Source organism: Nonomuraea sp. NPDC059194 (assembly GCF_042754765.1).
Classification (GTDB): Bacteria; Actinomycetota; Actinomycetes; order Streptosporangiales; family Streptosporangiaceae; genus Nonomuraea.
Window position 1 is genome coordinate 247,395 of sequence record NZ_JBHZBH010000005.1, and the last position, 14,381, is coordinate 261,775.

At 69.1% G+C, this 14,381-nt stretch carries 14 protein-coding genes and 2 pseudogenes; 8 read left to right on the top strand and 8 right to left on the bottom strand.

Going from position 1 to position 14,381, the window contains the following annotated elements; genetic code table 11:
- The first annotated feature begins 28 nt into the window (after nt 1-28).
- The 3 genes from ACFXJ8_RS10120 to add are packed head-to-tail and all read left to right on the top strand — an operon-like array spanning nt 29 to nt 4,084.
- Nucleotides 29-1,378, top strand: a complete 1,350-nt coding sequence (locus tag ACFXJ8_RS10120; RefSeq protein WP_379643493.1) for a purine-cytosine permease family protein — start codon at nt 29-31, stop codon at nt 1,376-1,378.
- A complete protein-coding gene (locus ACFXJ8_RS10125) occupies nt 1,371-3,095 on the top strand; it encodes an adenine deaminase (RefSeq protein ID WP_379643494.1) in 1,725 nt (574 codons plus the stop codon). Before ACFXJ8_RS10120 ends, ACFXJ8_RS10125 begins: the two co-directional genes overlap by 8 nt.
- Entirely contained in the window at nt 3,092-4,084 is a 993-nt protein-coding gene (gene add / locus ACFXJ8_RS10130) for an adenosine deaminase (protein ID WP_379643495.1), read from the top strand. Before ACFXJ8_RS10125 ends, add begins: the two co-directional genes overlap by 4 nt.
- Before the next feature lie 280 nt (nt 4,085-4,364).
- Here add and ACFXJ8_RS10135 read toward each other — a convergent pair.
- A pseudogene (locus ACFXJ8_RS10135) lies at nt 4,365-4,676 on the bottom strand (IS5/IS1182 family transposase); the annotation flags it as partial.
- Here ACFXJ8_RS10135 and ACFXJ8_RS10140 point away from each other — a divergent pair.
- From ACFXJ8_RS10140 to ACFXJ8_RS10150, 3 genes and pseudogenes are all read left to right on the top strand, one after another.
- Nucleotides 4,612-4,842 (top strand): hypothetical protein, encoded by a 231-nt coding sequence (locus ACFXJ8_RS10140; RefSeq protein ID WP_379643496.1) that lies wholly within the window; start codon nt 4,612-4,614, stop codon nt 4,840-4,842. The pseudogene ACFXJ8_RS10135 and the gene ACFXJ8_RS10140 sit on opposite strands and share 65 nt — an antisense overlap.
- Nucleotides 4,839-5,315, top strand: a complete 477-nt coding sequence (locus ACFXJ8_RS10145; RefSeq protein WP_379643497.1) for a hypothetical protein — start codon at nt 4,839-4,841, stop codon at nt 5,313-5,315. Before ACFXJ8_RS10140 ends, ACFXJ8_RS10145 begins: the two co-directional genes overlap by 4 nt.
- Nucleotides 5,316-5,587: 272 nt before the next feature.
- Nucleotides 5,588-5,710 (top strand): annotated as a pseudogene (locus tag ACFXJ8_RS10150) (IS5/IS1182 family transposase); the annotation flags it as partial.
- A gap of 126 nt (nt 5,711-5,836) precedes the next feature.
- Here ACFXJ8_RS10150 and ACFXJ8_RS10155 read toward each other — a convergent pair.
- Nucleotides 5,837-6,721, bottom strand: coding sequence for a LysR family transcriptional regulator (locus ACFXJ8_RS10155; RefSeq protein ID WP_379643498.1), 885 nt, complete (start codon nt 6,719-6,721; stop codon nt 5,837-5,839).
- Between the two features lie 71 nt (nt 6,722-6,792).
- Here ACFXJ8_RS10155 and ACFXJ8_RS10160 point away from each other — a divergent pair, with 71 nt between their 5' ends.
- Nucleotides 6,793-6,936 carry a hypothetical protein gene (locus tag ACFXJ8_RS10160; protein WP_379643499.1) on the top strand — a complete coding sequence of 48 codons (144 nt, stop codon included), beginning with the start codon at nt 6,793-6,795 and terminating at the stop codon, nt 6,934-6,936.
- 2 nt (nt 6,937-6,938) lie between these two features.
- Nucleotides 6,939-7,604: an alpha/beta fold hydrolase gene (locus tag ACFXJ8_RS10165; RefSeq protein WP_379643500.1), complete on the top strand. Its 666-nt coding sequence runs from the start codon at nt 6,939-6,941 to the stop codon at nt 7,602-7,604.
- A 4-nt stretch (nt 7,605-7,608) separates the two neighbouring features.
- Here ACFXJ8_RS10165 and ACFXJ8_RS10170 read toward each other — a convergent pair whose 3' ends face one another.
- The 6 genes from ACFXJ8_RS10170 to dapB all read right to left on the bottom strand — a co-directional run bounded on the left by ACFXJ8_RS10170 (nt 7,609) and on the right by dapB (nt 14,145).
- Nucleotides 7,609-9,090, bottom strand: a complete 1,482-nt coding sequence (locus ACFXJ8_RS10170) for an ATP-binding protein (protein ID WP_379643501.1) — start codon at nt 9,088-9,090, stop codon at nt 7,609-7,611.
- 60 nt (nt 9,091-9,150) lie between these two features.
- Entirely contained in the window at nt 9,151-10,590 is a 1,440-nt protein-coding gene (locus ACFXJ8_RS10175; RefSeq protein WP_379643502.1) for an ATP-binding protein, read from the bottom strand.
- Between the two features lie 54 nt (nt 10,591-10,644).
- Nucleotides 10,645-12,171 carry a PucR family transcriptional regulator gene (locus ACFXJ8_RS10180; RefSeq protein ID WP_379643503.1) on the bottom strand — a complete coding sequence of 509 codons (1,527 nt, stop codon included), beginning with the start codon at nt 12,169-12,171 and terminating at the stop codon, nt 10,645-10,647.
- Nucleotides 12,141-12,800 (bottom strand): TenA family protein, encoded by a 660-nt coding sequence (locus ACFXJ8_RS10185; protein WP_379643504.1) that lies wholly within the window; start codon nt 12,798-12,800, stop codon nt 12,141-12,143. The genes ACFXJ8_RS10180 and ACFXJ8_RS10185 overlap by 31 nt, the downstream gene beginning before the upstream one ends.
- On the bottom strand, nt 12,797-13,270 hold the full coding sequence (locus tag ACFXJ8_RS10190) for a GNAT family N-acetyltransferase (RefSeq protein ID WP_379643505.1): 474 nt from the start codon (nt 13,268-13,270) through the stop codon (nt 12,797-12,799). The genes ACFXJ8_RS10185 and ACFXJ8_RS10190 overlap by 4 nt, the downstream gene beginning before the upstream one ends.
- A 137-nt stretch (nt 13,271-13,407) precedes the next feature.
- Nucleotides 13,408-14,145: a 4-hydroxy-tetrahydrodipicolinate reductase gene (dapB, locus tag ACFXJ8_RS10195; RefSeq protein WP_379643506.1), complete on the bottom strand. Its 738-nt coding sequence runs from the start codon at nt 14,143-14,145 to the stop codon at nt 13,408-13,410.
- Between the last annotated feature and the right edge of the window lie 236 nt (nt 14,146-14,381).

Below are 14,381 nucleotides of genomic sequence, written 5' to 3' on the forward strand. Positions count from 1 at the left end.
ATATTCAGCACTCCGGAAGGGACCGTCCATGGAGCAACGCGGGATCGAGCTGGTTCCTGCGGCCGAGCGGTACGGCCGCCCGCGTGACCTGCTCTTCCTCTGGGCCGGCACGACGACGACCGTGTTCACGGTGGTCTACGGCACGATCGTGGTCGCCATGGGGTTGAGCTTCTGGCAGGCCGTCGCGGCCATCGTCATCGGCAACCTGCTGGCCTTCCCGCTCGTCGGGTTCAGCAGCATCCAGGGGATGCAGCAGGGCACGTCCACGATGGCGATCTCCCGTGCCGCCTACGGCAACAAGGGCGCCCGCGTGCTCGGCTTCTTCGGCTGGCTGAACATGGTCGGCTTCGAGGCGGGCGGCATGGTGATGATCACCCTGGCCGGGCTCACCCTGCTGGAGCAGGCAGGCATCCACAGCGACGGGCTCGGGCTGAAGGTCGCGATCGTGCTGATCGCCGCGGTCATCCAGCTCATCCTGCCGCTGATCGGGCACTCCGCCGTCATGAAGGCGCAGAAGTACCTCACCTGGGTCTTCCTGGCCATGTTCGTGATCATGGCGATCCTGGTCGCGCCCAAGGCGAACCTGTCGGCCGCCGGCTCGGCCGACTTCTCGACGTTCACGCTGGCGGTCATGCTCGTGATGTCGGGCGGCGGCCTGTCGTGGGCGCCCCTCGGCGGCGACTACTCGCGCTACCTGCCCGTCGACTCCTCCAAGAAGGCCGTGTTCGGCTACGCCTTCCTGGGCGGCTTCGTGCCGTACCTGCTGCTCATGGTCCTGGGCGCGGCCGTCGCCACGGTCGTGACCAACGCCAGCGACCCGATCTCGGGCCTGCCGGGGGCGCTGCCGTCCTGGTTCGTCGTGCCGTACCTGCTGCTGACCGTGGTCACGCTCTTCGCCGCCAACACCACCGACCTCTACTCCTCGGGCCTGAACCTGCAGGCGGCGGGGATCAACATCAAGCGGTGGCTGGCGGTCGTCCTCGACCTGATCCTGTGCGTGATCATCACGTTCGTCGCGATCACCTCCGACTCGTTCAACACGATGCTGAACGCCTTCCTCAGCCTGCTGGTGATCTGGCTGGCGCCGTGGGCGGGCGTGTACGTCACCGACTGGCTGCGCCGCAGGGGCAGCTACGACGCCGCGTCGCTCTTCGACGGCAACGCGCCCGACCAGGTCCGCTGGTCCGGCCTCATCGCCCAGGCCGTCGGCATGGTGGCCGCCGCCCTCTGGCTGAACTCCAGCGTGTTCGTCGGCTGGATCTCCGGCATGACCGGAGGCTCCGACTTCAGCATCTTCGCCGGCTTCCTCGTCGCCGGAATCGTCTACGCCGCACTGGACCGCCGTCCGGTCCCCGTCAAGGAGCTCGCCCATGCATGACCTGCTCGATGTCGCCTACGGCCGCAGGCCCGCCGACACGATCATCACCAATGGCACGCTCGTCAACGTGCTCACCGGCGAGCTCTACCCCGCCGAGATCGGCATCAGCGACGACCGGATCGCCGCCGTCGGCCCCGCTCTCCAGCGCGGCCCGCAGACCGAGATCATCGACGCGCGCGGCGGCTACCTCGTGCCCGGCCTCATCGACGGCCACCTGCACATCGAGTGCAGCAAGCTGTCGGTGACCAGCTTCGCCAACCTGGTCGTCCCCTTCGGCACCACCAGCGTGGTCTCCGGCCTGGACCAGATCCTCGTGGCCGAGGGCCTCGACGGGGTACGGCAGGCGCTCGACGAGGCGGCCGCGACCAGCATGCGGATCTGGTGGGGCGCCCCCGCCAAGGCCCCCTACACCGTGCCGCAGTCGACCGTCGGCCACACCTTCGGCCCCGCCGAGCACCGCGTCGCCCACGAGTGGCCCGAGTGCGTCGGCATCTGGGAGACCGTCCAGGAGATGGTCGAACACGGCGACCCCGCCGTGCTGGAGGCGCTCGAACTCGCCCACCGGCGACGGCTGCCGATCTTCGGCTGCGCGCCCCTGTCGGACGCCCGCCGCATCGCCGGCCTGGCCGCCGCCGGCATCAGGCTCGACCACGAGTCCTACAGCCACGAGGAGATGCTCGAGAAGCTGCGGCAGGGCATCTACGCGATCGTCCGCGAGTCGTCGGTCGCCCACTTCCTGGAGGAGAACATCCAGGTCGTCGCCAAGGTCGGCGCGCGCCGCGTCGCCTTCTGCACCGACGACGTCCACGCCGCCGACGTGCTGGCGGGCGGGCACATGGACAAGCTGGTCAGGATGGCGATCAAGGCGGGCGTCGACCCGGTCACCGCGATCCAGATGGCGACCGTCAACTGCGCCGAGATGTACCGCATCGACGACCTGGTCGGCAGCATCACGCCTGGCCGCTTCGCCGACGTGCTGATCGTGGACTCCCTCGACGACTTCACGATCAGGGAGGTCGTCGCGGGCGGCAGGCTGGTCGCCAGGGACGGCGCCATGGTCGTGCCCGCCGTACCGCCGGCCAGGGGTGAGGTGCGGCCCTTCCCCGTCCGCGAGGTCACCGCCGACGACCTGGCGCTGCGCTCGGACGCCGACGAGGTCACCGTGCTCACGCTCAACTTCACCGAGCAGGTCTTCGTGCGCAGGCGGCGCGACGTCACCCTGCCCGTCGTCGACGGCGTCGTCGAGCCATCCGTCGAGCAGGACGCCCTGCTCGTCACCGTCGTCGAGAGGTACGGCAAGACGGGCAACCGGCCCGTCGCCATGGTCAGCGGGATGGGCCTGCGCAAGGGCGCCATCGCCACCAGCGCCGCGCCCGACGACAACAACATCATCTGCGTGGGCGCCTCCCGCTCCGACATGGCGCTGGCCATCAACACCGTCTCCGCCATGGGCGGCGGGCAGGTCATCGTGGTGGACGGCACCGTCGTGGAGTCGCTGCCGCTGCCCGTCGCCGGCATCGTGTCCGACCTTTCCGCCGCCGAGATGGCGGTGCTGGAAGAGCGGCTCGACGACGTGGCACGCTCGCTGGGGTGCGAGCTGCCCGCGCCGCTGATGTACCTGTTCTTCCTGTCCATCACCGCCATCCCCGACTACGCGGTCACCGACCTCGGCCTGGTCGACTGCGTCAACCTCGAGATCGTGGAGGTCATCCAGTGAACGACTTCATCGCCGGCCTGCCCAAGTGCGAGCTCCACCTGCACATCGAGGGCACCCTGGAGCCTGAGCTCAAGTTCGAGCTGGCCCAGCGCAACGGCATCACGATGCCGTACGCGTCGGTGGAGGAGATGCGTGCGGCCTACGCCTTCGACGACCTGCCGTCCTTCCTGGCCGTCTACTACGAGGGCATGGGCGTGCTGCGCACCGAGCCCGACTTCTACGACCTGGCCATGGCGTACCTGCGCAAGGCCGCCTCGCAGAACGTCCGCTACGCGGAGATCTTCTTCGACCCGCAGGCGCACACCTCCCGCGGCGTCCCCTTCGACGTGGTCATCCGCGGCCTGCGCAGGGCGCTCATCGACGCCGACGCCCAGCTCGGCATCCGCGCCCAGCTCATCATGTGCTTCCTGCGCGACTTCCAGGCCGAGTACGCCATGGCGACGCTGCTGGAGTCGCTGCCGTACAAGGAGTGGATCGTCGGCGTCGGCCTCGACTCGGACGAGAAGGACAACCCGCCCGCCAAGTTCGCCGCCGTCTACGAGCGGGCCAGGCAGGAGGGGTACCTGCTGACCATGCACTGCGACGTCGACCAAGACAACTCCATCGAGCACATCCGGCAGTGCCTCGACGAGATCCAGGTCGACCGGATCGACCACGGCGTGAATATCCTGGAGGACCCGGCGCTGGTGCATCGGGTCATCGACAGGGGAATCGGGCTGACGTGCTGCCCGATCTCCAACTCGATCGTCACGGACTCGACGAAGGCCGAGGGGATCAGGAAGCTGCTGGACCTGGGCGTGCGGGTCACGATCAACTCCGACGATCCGGCGTACTTCCCCGGGTACGTGCAGGAGAACCTGGCGGCGTTGGAGCTTTCTCGGGAGGAACTGCTGCAGGTGCAGCGGAACGCGTTCGAGATCGCGTGGCTGCCGCGGCACGTCAAGGACGGGTACCTGGCTGAGCTGGAGGAGTACGCCGCCAAACCCTAACGGCATGGTCCTCGTGGGGGCGCTACGGCATCGCGACCCACAACGGCATGGTCCTCGCACGGGGCGCTACGCGCATCGAGGCTCGGGCAGCGCCCGGTGGGAGGCTCGGCGCCCCCCACACCCCCACAAAAGCTCGGTCCTCGCCCAAGGGCTCGGGCTGTCCTTTGTGGGAGTTCCCCCCACACCCCCCGGGCGAGGGGCCCGCCCCTCGCGCTCCCCGGCGTTTGGCCTCCGCGACTTAGAGGGCATCTGAAAAGCGAAGTTCATGATTGATTGTCGGTTACGTGTCTCGCCAGGTCGGGGTGGTTTCGTCGGTGATGCGCCGGGCGAGGTTGTCGATCGACGCGATGCGGATCATGGCTGCGGCGTGGTCGGGCCGGGTTTCGTAGTCGCGGGCGAGTCGGCGGTGGAGCATGAGCCAGCCCAGGGTGCGCTCGACGACCCAGCGGCGTTTGACGACGTGAAAGCCGGGCTCAGAGCGGCATGGAACGACTTCGACGTCGATCCCCAACGTGGCGCCGTGTTCGATGACGGCGTTCTTGAAGCCGGTGTCCGCCCACGCTTTGGCGATCGTCGGGGGTGATTCAGGCGCCCCGGTCTACACTTTCCGCAAGAGTGATGGATACGCGGTGGCTAAGGGCATCCACAGCGGCACCGGAGACCGCGACGACAATCCTATCCAGTCCACCTGCGTGACTTACTTCACCGACTTCCATGACGTGATGAAGGCCGTCGGCAAGGACATCTACAAGAAATGAACCCCCTGGGCCCGTCCTTCCTGTGGCGCATATGCTGCCTCCTGGTCCTGGCCGTCGCGATCTCCATGGCGGCCGGAATACGGGAGTCGCGGCCGACCGAACCACCCTTCACCGGGTGGATCGACACGGTCGAGGTGGAAGGACGGGCCCTCATCCTGCACGCGGTCAGTGGGATGACCTCCACGGACTGCCTCAAGGCCGACGAAGCTGAAGCGGCCGAGTTCGAGACGAGCGTGCGGGTCCGGGTGGTGCTTCGCGACGTCTGCCCGAGACGTGAGCGCACGCTATTGGAGAAGTGGCGGGACGAGTTGTGGCCGCGTGCTTACATCGGTACCGGCGGGGTCGTTTTTGTGCCCGTCACGCTTGACCGGCCCTTGGGGCGCAGGAAGGTCGTCGACGAGGCGGGTCGCGAGATCCGGGTCTGCCCGATCATGGGCTCGCGACTGAAGACCATGCAACAGTGCCTGACGTAGAGTGTGGGTGCCGAATACCTGTCCTGTCAGGTGACCTGCTGGTATTCGCGGATGAGTCCGCCGACTCGAGCGCCGGAGAATGCATGACTGGGTGTTCGGTGGTGATGGAGCCGCGCGGGTACTGGCTTCTGGCGATCGCTGTTGAAGCGTCCGGTGGGGTCGATGCCCGTTGTGGTGGTCGATGTATTCGGTGAGGACGGCGTGAGTGTGGTGTTTGCCTCCTGCGGCAACCCGGACACTGCCGACATCAGCGTTACCAACGTCTCCGGCCTCGCAAAGCCGAGCCCAGCGCCTGCGTCATTGACAGCCAAAGCATCAAGACCTCAACAAACGTCCCGCTCGACACCCAGGCCATCGACGCCGGCAAGAAGATCGCCGGACGCAAGCGTGGCATCCGCCGAGGCGGCAACGCCCCCGCCTGGCGCCCCCTGGACGCCTGATCTCCACCGTGCCGCGGTGACCGATCGCGGCGGCGCCGAGTGCCGATAGCGGACGGCCCGGGCCGCGAAGCCGAGCAGGAATCAGCCGGCCCCGGTGAAGGCTCGCCTGCCGTACCCGAGCAACTCCCGCACCGCCGGGTTGTGCGTGCTCTTCCACACCAGCGCCAGCAGCGCGGGCGTTTCGACGTCGGAGATGACGAGAGCGGTGAGGCGGTCGCGGTAGTGCGCGGCCATCGACTCGCTGAGGACGGCGACGCCGAGCCCGCGGGCGGCGAGGTCGGCGATGGCGTCGGCGGCGCTGGCCTGTAGCGCGATCATCGGTTGGAGACCCTGCGCGGCGCAGGCCTGGTCGAACACCGTGCGCAGGCCGGTGCCCGGCGGCATGCACACGATCGGGTGGGCGCTCAGGTCACGCAGGGTGACCCGCGGGAGGTCCGTCAGGGGGTGCCCGGCGGGTACCGCGACGACGAGCCGCTCGCTGATGATCGTCAGGGCGTCCAGCCCGTCGGGAGTGGCGGTCGCCGTACCGACGAGGGCCAGGTCGACGGTGCCGGCGTGGACCGCCTCGATGAGCCGGTCGGAGTTGTCCTCCAGCAGCGAGATCTCCACGCCGGGATGCGCCCGGCGGAACGCGGCCAGGGCCTCGAACAGCGGTGTGACGGTGCAGCCGATGACCATCCCGACCGTGAGGCGGCCCCTGATCAGGTCGGTCACCTCGCCCACCGCCTGGGCGACCGCCTCGGCGGCGGCGAGCGCGGCGCGGGCGTGCTGGAGCGCGGCCTTTCCCGCGACGGTGAGGGTGGCGCTGCGCGCCGACCGGTCGAAGAGTTCGGCGCCGAGTTCGCGTTCGAGCTGGCGGATCTGGGCGCTGACGCCGGACTGGCTGATGTGCACGCGCTCGGCGGCGCGGGTGAAGTTCCGCTCCTCGGCGACGGCGACGAAGTACTCCAGCTGCCTGAGCTCCATGACTTCAGATTCTAGTTGTCATCCGATCCATCTGTTGGACTTCTGGAAGCCGTGCGACCAGGCTGGGACTCATGACGCAGTACGAGAAGGCCATGCGGCCCGAGGACATCACCCGCCTGTTCGTCGAACGGTCCAACGTACGACGCCAGCCCGACGGGAGCTGGTTGCGCGCGCTCGACCAGCCCGAGTTCGTCCCGCCCGCCCGAGGAGCGTGATCGTGGCGACCTTCGTCCTGATCCCCGGCATGTGCCATGGCGGCTGGAGCTTCGAGCCGCTCACCGACCTGTTGCGGCTCCATGGTCACCGCGTGTATCCGCTGACGCTGACCGGGGTCGGCGAGCGCAGCCACCTGCTCGGTGCGGGGGTGAACCTCGACACGCACATCCAGGATGTGGTCGCCCTGCTGGCGGCCGAGAACATCGAGGACGCAGTGCTGGTCGGCCACAGCTACGGCGGGATGGTGATCACCGGGGCCGCCGACCGGGCGCCGGAGCGGGCGGGCTCCCTGGTGTATCTGGACGCGGTGGTGCCGCGGCACGGCGATTCCTGCTGGACGCTCGTCTCCGACCAGGAACGAGCGTGGTACCTGGACGTCGCGGAGACCGGCTACGCCGTACGGCCGCTGCCGTTCTTCGACGCGCGAGCCACACCCCATCCGCTCGCCTCCCTGCTCCAGGCGATCCGGCTCACCGGCGATCTGTCGCGCCCGCGGCGCAGAACCTACGTCTACGCGGCGGGCTGGGCGGACCAGTCGCCGTTCACCCCCGTATACCAGCGGCTGCGCGACGACCCCGAGTGGACGACGCATGCGTTGGACAGCGGGCACAACCTCATGCGGGACGCGCCTGACGACCTGCTGAAGATCCTCCTGAAAGCGCTCTGAGATCTCACTCGCCCTCGTACAGCCGGGCGAGGTCCACCAGTTGCACCTCTCCCCCGCTGGCCGCCGCCTCGGCGCGCAGCGCCGGCATGAAGCCCGTTCCGCTGAACAGCAGCAGCCTGCCGGGCCTGCGCCCCCGCTTCTCCAGGACCCCGGCGATCTCTCGCAGTCTGGCCAGGTGCCCCGATCCGATGACATCCCCCCATTTCGCCTCCCCGATCGCCAGCAACTCTCCGTCCATACCGGACACGACCACGTCGACCTCGTAGCTCTTCCGCGTGGCCGGGTCCGTGACCACGCCCGATCGGACCAGGGCAGGAGAGCCGTCCAGCGTGGCGTCGGCGACCATGTCAGCCGCCCACACCCGGCACATCTCCTCAAAAACCGGGCCTGCCACGCTGCTGAGGAAACGCGTTTTCGACAGACTCTCCCAGAACCGTTCGGTGCGGCCGGGCCGTACCGACTCGAACTGCGCCCAGAAGGGGCGCATGATCGCGTGGTAGAAGCGGACGAACGGCTCCGTGATGCGGTATTCGGAGCGGTTGGCACGGAAGGCGTCGGGCGCCGCGACGAGGAGGCCCGCTTCCTGGAGCACGGTCAGGTGGTGGGAGATGTCGGTCGCCTTGCGTTCGATCCGGCTCGCGATGCCGCCTCTGGTCGCGTTCCCTTCGGCGACGGCGGCCAGCACGGTGTGATAGAGCCCCATATCACGAAGGTTGGGGTCCTCGGCGAGGAGCGCCCTTACTTCGCGGAAGAGCGGGCTCGCCGGATTGAGCACGTGATCGACCACCCAGGCGTCGAAGTCTTCGAGGCTCTCGGGCGAGGTGCCCGACACGAACTCGGTGCGGTAGGCCGGGGTGCCGCCGAGGATGAAGTAGACGAGGGCGGCCAGGCGGTAATCGGAGATGCCCCAGAACTCCGCCATCCTGCGGAAGTCGAAGGGCGGCACGATCAACTCGATTCCCGCGCGGCCCCGCAGGGGGGCCGAACCCATCAGCAGCCCGCCCATGAACGAGATCGACGACCCGCACAGCAGCAACCGCGCCCTGGATTCCAGCTTCTCCGCTCGTAGTGGTCCGAGCGCGACCTGGATGACCGAGGGCAGGTCCTTCGCCTCCCGTGCCAGATAGGGGAACTCGTCCAGCACCACGGGGATCGCCCGTTCGCGCGACAGTCCGAGAAGGGCGTCGATGGCCTCGGCCCAGTCCGAGAATCGCAGCTGTCCTGGGGTGCCAAGAAACGCCGAAACCGCGGCACCGAGTTGCCGCAACGCTTCCCCCCGGGGGACCGCCTCGGTCGCCCCGTAGTAGAACCCGCCGGTGGCATCGCACGCTGCCTGCAGCAGGAAGGTCTTTCCCTGGCGCCTGCGGCCGGACATGATCCCAAGCGTGGCGCCTGCCGCGTCATTGGTGACGAAGCGGGAGAGCTGCTTCCACTCCCACTCGCGGTCGAACATGGCCGGTGGTCGAGGAAGTTGGTAGGAGCCCATGTCTTAAAAATGTAGTCCTGCAAATTGCAGCACGCATGGTAATCGCACGATGCCGCTGGGTCAGGTCCATGCGTTGACCACGTCGTCGGCGTTCCAGACCAGGTCGGCGCCCGTGACCCCCGGTGCCATCCCCGCCCTCGACACCACGACCGTGCCAGAGGCCCCCGGCTCGAACCCCGGCACCTGCGCCACCCCGCTCAGCATCGCCCGGAGATCGTGCTGGTCGAAGGCTCCGTCGAGCCACTTCACCGATCCGGCGAACAGCACTCGCCTGGCCACCAGTGCCCGGTCGGCTCCCACGAGATCGACTTCAGGGTCGAAGCGCCGGTTCCACCAGCCGCCCACCGCTTCGACGCCCGCCCACGGAAGTTCCCCGGCCAGCCCCGCGAGCGTGAGGGATTCGCGCACGACGGGCTCGATCGCCCGCCCCCGCCATGATGACCAGCGACGTTCCACGATGGTGAATCCGGCGTCCGGGCGCCCGCGAAGGACCAGTTGCTGGGCTTGGCGCAGGCAGGCCAGATACAGGCGCAGGTTGGTGTCGCCCACGTGGTAGAGGGCGGGTTTGCCGGGCTTCGTCGACAGCGGTTCGTCCACCTCGATGATCCGCTTCTCCTTCACCAGGCGCTGGAGAAGAGGCGAGAGGGTGCCGGAGGCCGGACCGCCCTGCTGGCCGCCCGCCGTGGCGGCGATGTTCGCCTGGGTACGGTCACCGCTGCCCACCGCCTCGATCACGCGTCGTGCGAGGTCGGGCGCGGGGAATCCGGCCGACAGCATCTCGTCGGGGATGACGAACACCGGAGATGTCGGATCGGCGCACTGCTCTCGGAGGAACTCGATGGCGGGCGTGCCGTACGGCCAGACCCTGAGAATCCCGGGCAGGCCGCCCGCGACCAGGAATGCGTCGAGGGCATCGGCCCCGGACAGGCCCGTCGCCCGCGCCGTCTCGGCCGGGTTCAACGGCCTGAGCAGCAGCGGGGACGATCTGCCGTAGAAGGGCCGGTCGTAGGCGGAGAAGCGCTCCATCATGTGCAGGTCGCTGCCCAGGAGCAGGAGCATGACCGGTCGCCTGCTCAGCAGCCGGTCCCATGCGACCTGGAGGGACCCGTCGAAGGTGTCGCTCTGCTCGGCGAGCCACGGGATCTCGTCGATGACGACGACCGAAGGCGATGCGGGGAGAGCGGAGGCGAGTTGCCGAAAGGCGTCCAGCCAGTCCCCTGACTCGGGGACGGTCACCAGGTCGGGCTCGGCGGGCAGACAGGACTCCTTGAGCTCGGCGCAGAACCGGCTCACGGAGTCGACGGGCGAGGCGCCCTTCACGGCGGTGAAGTAGAAGTACGGCAAGCCTGCCCGGTCGCAGAACTCCTGGACGAGACGCGATTTGCCGACCTGCCGCCGCCCGCGGATGGACAGCGATTCGCCGGTGCCCGACTCGCGCACGCGACGTGACCACTTCTCCAGGAGGGCCAGCTCGGCCGCGCGGCCCACGAACCCCGTCATGGCGGCCTCCAGGTTATGTAGATTGAATCTACGTAGATGCAGTCTACATAACGCTCAGCGCATCCGCAGGGCCAGCAGGAAGTCGACGCGTTCGTCCCACGAGTTCAGCGACCGCCCCGTCAGCTCCTCGATCCGCTTCAGCCGATAACGCAGCGTGTTGACGTGGACGTGCAGCCGGTCGGCCGTCGCCGACCACGAGCCCGACTCCTCCAGGAACGTCTCCAGCGTCTCCAGCAGATCCGTCTGGTTGGTCGCGTCGTAGGCCTCCAACCGTCCCAGCAGCCGCGCCCGGAACGAGCGCCGCAACGGGTCGGGGATCGCCGCCAGCAACGTGCGGTGTGAGCTCACGTCGTCGCCGGTCACCACGCTGACCCGGTCGGCGCCGAGCGAGGCGAGCGAGCGGGCGTGCCTGGCCTCCTCGATGAGCCCGCTCAACCCGGCGGGCCCGGTGGTGACGCTGCTGACGCCGAGCGCGATGCGTTCGTCTCCCAGGCCCGCTTCGAGGGTGTGCGCGCCCTTCACCAGGTGGTCGGCCAGCTCGGCGGCGCTGTTGCCGGCGAGGGGGACCAGCGCGATGGCCTCCTCCCCCGACGCGGTCACGATGCCGGGCGCGAGGGGGCGCAGGAGCTCGTCGAGTACGGCGACGCTCGCCTCGGGCCCGGCGGCCGTCAGGGCGACGACGAGCAGACCGTGCTCGGTCTCCACGTGGAGGGTGTGCAGGCGGGAGACGACCCCAGGCAGGGACGCGTCGCCCGACTCCAGCAGGCGCAGCAACTGGTCGAGGACACGGCGTTCGATGCGCTGGGCGGCTTCGAGACGTGAGCGTTCGAGCGCGACAAGGGCGGCCAGCTCGACCAGGACGTCTTCGCTGTCACCCTGCGCGCCTTCGCCCCGGTAGGCGAGGAACCAGTTGGCGATCCGGTGGGGCGCGCCCTTGCTGATCGGGAAGACCGACAGGCGGTCGACCATGGCGGGCAGGTAGCGCGCGGTCAGGAACGTGTGGGCGAGCCGGCCACGCGAGCTCTCGTCGAGCGGCTGGGAGCCGACGATCACGCGTCCGGTCGACGACATCACCCAGCAGGGCACATCGAGCTCACCCGCGACGGTGTCGACCAGCTTGGTGAGGCTGCCGCCGTCGACCAGGGTGCTGGCCAGGCGCCTGCGCCCGCCGTACGGCCTGCGGGGGGCGGAGCCGAGCTCGGCGATCAGCGCCCGCAGCACGTGCTCGGTGAGCTGGCTGAACGGCACGTCCACCGGCAGCGTCAGCAGCGGGAGCCCGGCGGCGGCGCACGCGTCGAGCAGATCGGACGGTGGAACCTTCAGCGCGGTGCCGCAGACGAGCGCCGCCACGTCGCCGAGGCCGCCGACGAACGCGGTCGAGGAGGCGGCGCCGGTGTGCCAGGTCAGCTCCGTCAACACCAGCTCGCCCGGCTTGACGAAGCGGGACGGTTCGGGCAGGTCGGTGGTGGCGACGCCGCGCACCCGGCGGTCGAGCAGGTCATGGCCGGTCAGCACCTTCAGCGCGAGGTGGTCGTCGTTGACGAGATCCCTCAGCCGCACGGCCAGCTCTCCTGCCGCCATGCCGCGTCCCAGAACATCCACTCGAAGCGGGCGGTGGTGATGGCCCGCTCCACCAGCCGCTCACGCTCGTCGGCCGTCAGCGTGAGGCCGTCGAGCAGGTCGAGCACGCCCGCGACGGTGTCCTGGTAGTCCTCGCCGCCGTAGGTCTCGATCCACCACGCGTAGAGCGGGTCGGGCGAGGAGTCGGCCAGCAGCTTCTCCCCCACGCGGGCGTAGATCCAGTAGCAGGGCACGATCGCGCCGAGCGCCTCGGGGAACGTGCCGAGCGAGCAGGTCCGCACCAGGTACGCCGCGTAGCCGACGGTGGTCGGACCGGCGGGCGACTTCAGCGCCTCGGCCTCGTCGAGCCCGAACGCGGCCAGCAGTTCGACGACCAGGCTGTGCTCGACCTCGACGGTCCTGGCCGCGTCGGCGGCGAACCTGTGGACGGCGACCGGCTGCGGTGACCTGGCGGCGCATGCGGCCAGAGCCCTGGCGTAGTCGGGCAGGAAGTGCGCCTCCTGCATGACGTAGTGGCGGAAGGACTCGCGCGGGAGCGACCCGTCGGTCAGCCCTTCAAGGAAGGGGTGCCGCAGGATCTGGCGATAGACGCCGTCCATCGCCCGCCACAGTTCATCGCGAAGCCTCACACTACGGGACGGTACATCACTATCCGTGGTGCGAGTTCGATGCCGAGCTCCCGCTCGTGCTCGACGATGGCGCGCAGCTCAGGGCCTGGATCGTCCATGACGGCGAACCCGTGCCGCTCGTACCAGGGCCCGTTCCACGGCACGTCGCGGAACGTCGTCAGCGTCACGCCCGGCGCGCCCACGGCCGCCGCGTGGTCGATCACCGCCGCCATCAGCCTGCCGCCGATCCCCTGCCGCATGCTGTCGGGATGGACGGCCAGCTGGTCGAGATGCACGTTGCCGTCGACCATGTCGATCATGGCGAAGCCCCTGCCCTCGACGAGCACCCTGCCGGGGTCGTCGCACTCCTCGATCATCGTCGTGCCGGGCGGGAAAACGATCCCGACCTGCTCGAACAGCCCGTCGGCCGCCCGCTCCACGTCGGCCAGGCCCGGCAGCTCGTCCTTGTCCGCCCAACGCACCACCGACACGCACTCGCCTTTCAGAGGATGGTCGACTTTGGCATTAGTGTGATGATCGCGACCGGCCGTGCGGGGCCGGCACCCCTCCGAAGAATGTGCCCATGCTCAGGCATGGGCACATTCTCGTGTCACAGGCTCTTGTCGGGTCACAGGTCGAGGAGTTGCTCCAGGCCCACGGTGAGGCCCGGCAGCTCGGCCACCCTGCGCACGCCGAGCAGCACACCCGGCGTGAACGAGGCCCGGTTCATCGTGTCGTGCCTGATGGTCAGGGTCTCGCCACCGCCACCCAGCAGCACCTCCTGGTGGGCGATCAGCCCGGCCAGCCGTACCGCGTGGACGTGGACGCCGTTGACGTTGGCGCCGCGCGCCCCGTCGAGCTCGGAACTGGTCGCGTCGGGCATCGGTGCCATCCCCGCCTTGGCACGCGCCTCGGCCACCAGCTCCGCCGTACGGCGGGCGGTGCCCGAGGGTGCGTCGGCCTTGTTCGGGTGGTGCAGCTCGACGATCTCGACCGAGTCGAAGTAGCGGGCGGCCTGCTGGGCGAAGTGCATCATCAGCACGGCCGCGATGCCGAAATTGGGGGCGATCAGGCAGTTGGTGCCGGGAAAGCGCTCCAGCCAGCCGCGCACGGTGGCCAGCCGCCCCTCGTCGAAGCCGGTGGTGCCGACCACGGGGTGGATGCCGTGGGAGATGGCCCACTCCAGGTTGCCCATGACCACGTCGGGATGGGTGAAGTCGACGACCACCTGGGCGCCCTGCAGCGTCTCGATCGGATCGTCCCTGTCGACCGCCGCCACGAGCTCCAGGTCACCTGCCGCCTCGACGGCCTTGCACACCTCGACGCCGACCCTGCCCCTGGCCCCGAGCACACCCACTCTAATCACGCCCCCCACCATAGCGGGGTCCCTACCGATCCATCTCATAAGGCAAGCCCGGGGTCTGGGGTCCCCTCCGATTCATCCCGTACGGCAGGCCGGGCCCAGCCCACCCGCCGCCCGTGGCCGGGGCCCGTCCAGGGAGACGCCACTCCAGCGCACGTGGCGGGCCGCCGTTACGCGACGGCCGGATGACGACCCCGACGTGACGGCGAGCACCGAAGTCCCGCTGGAGTGGCGTGAAA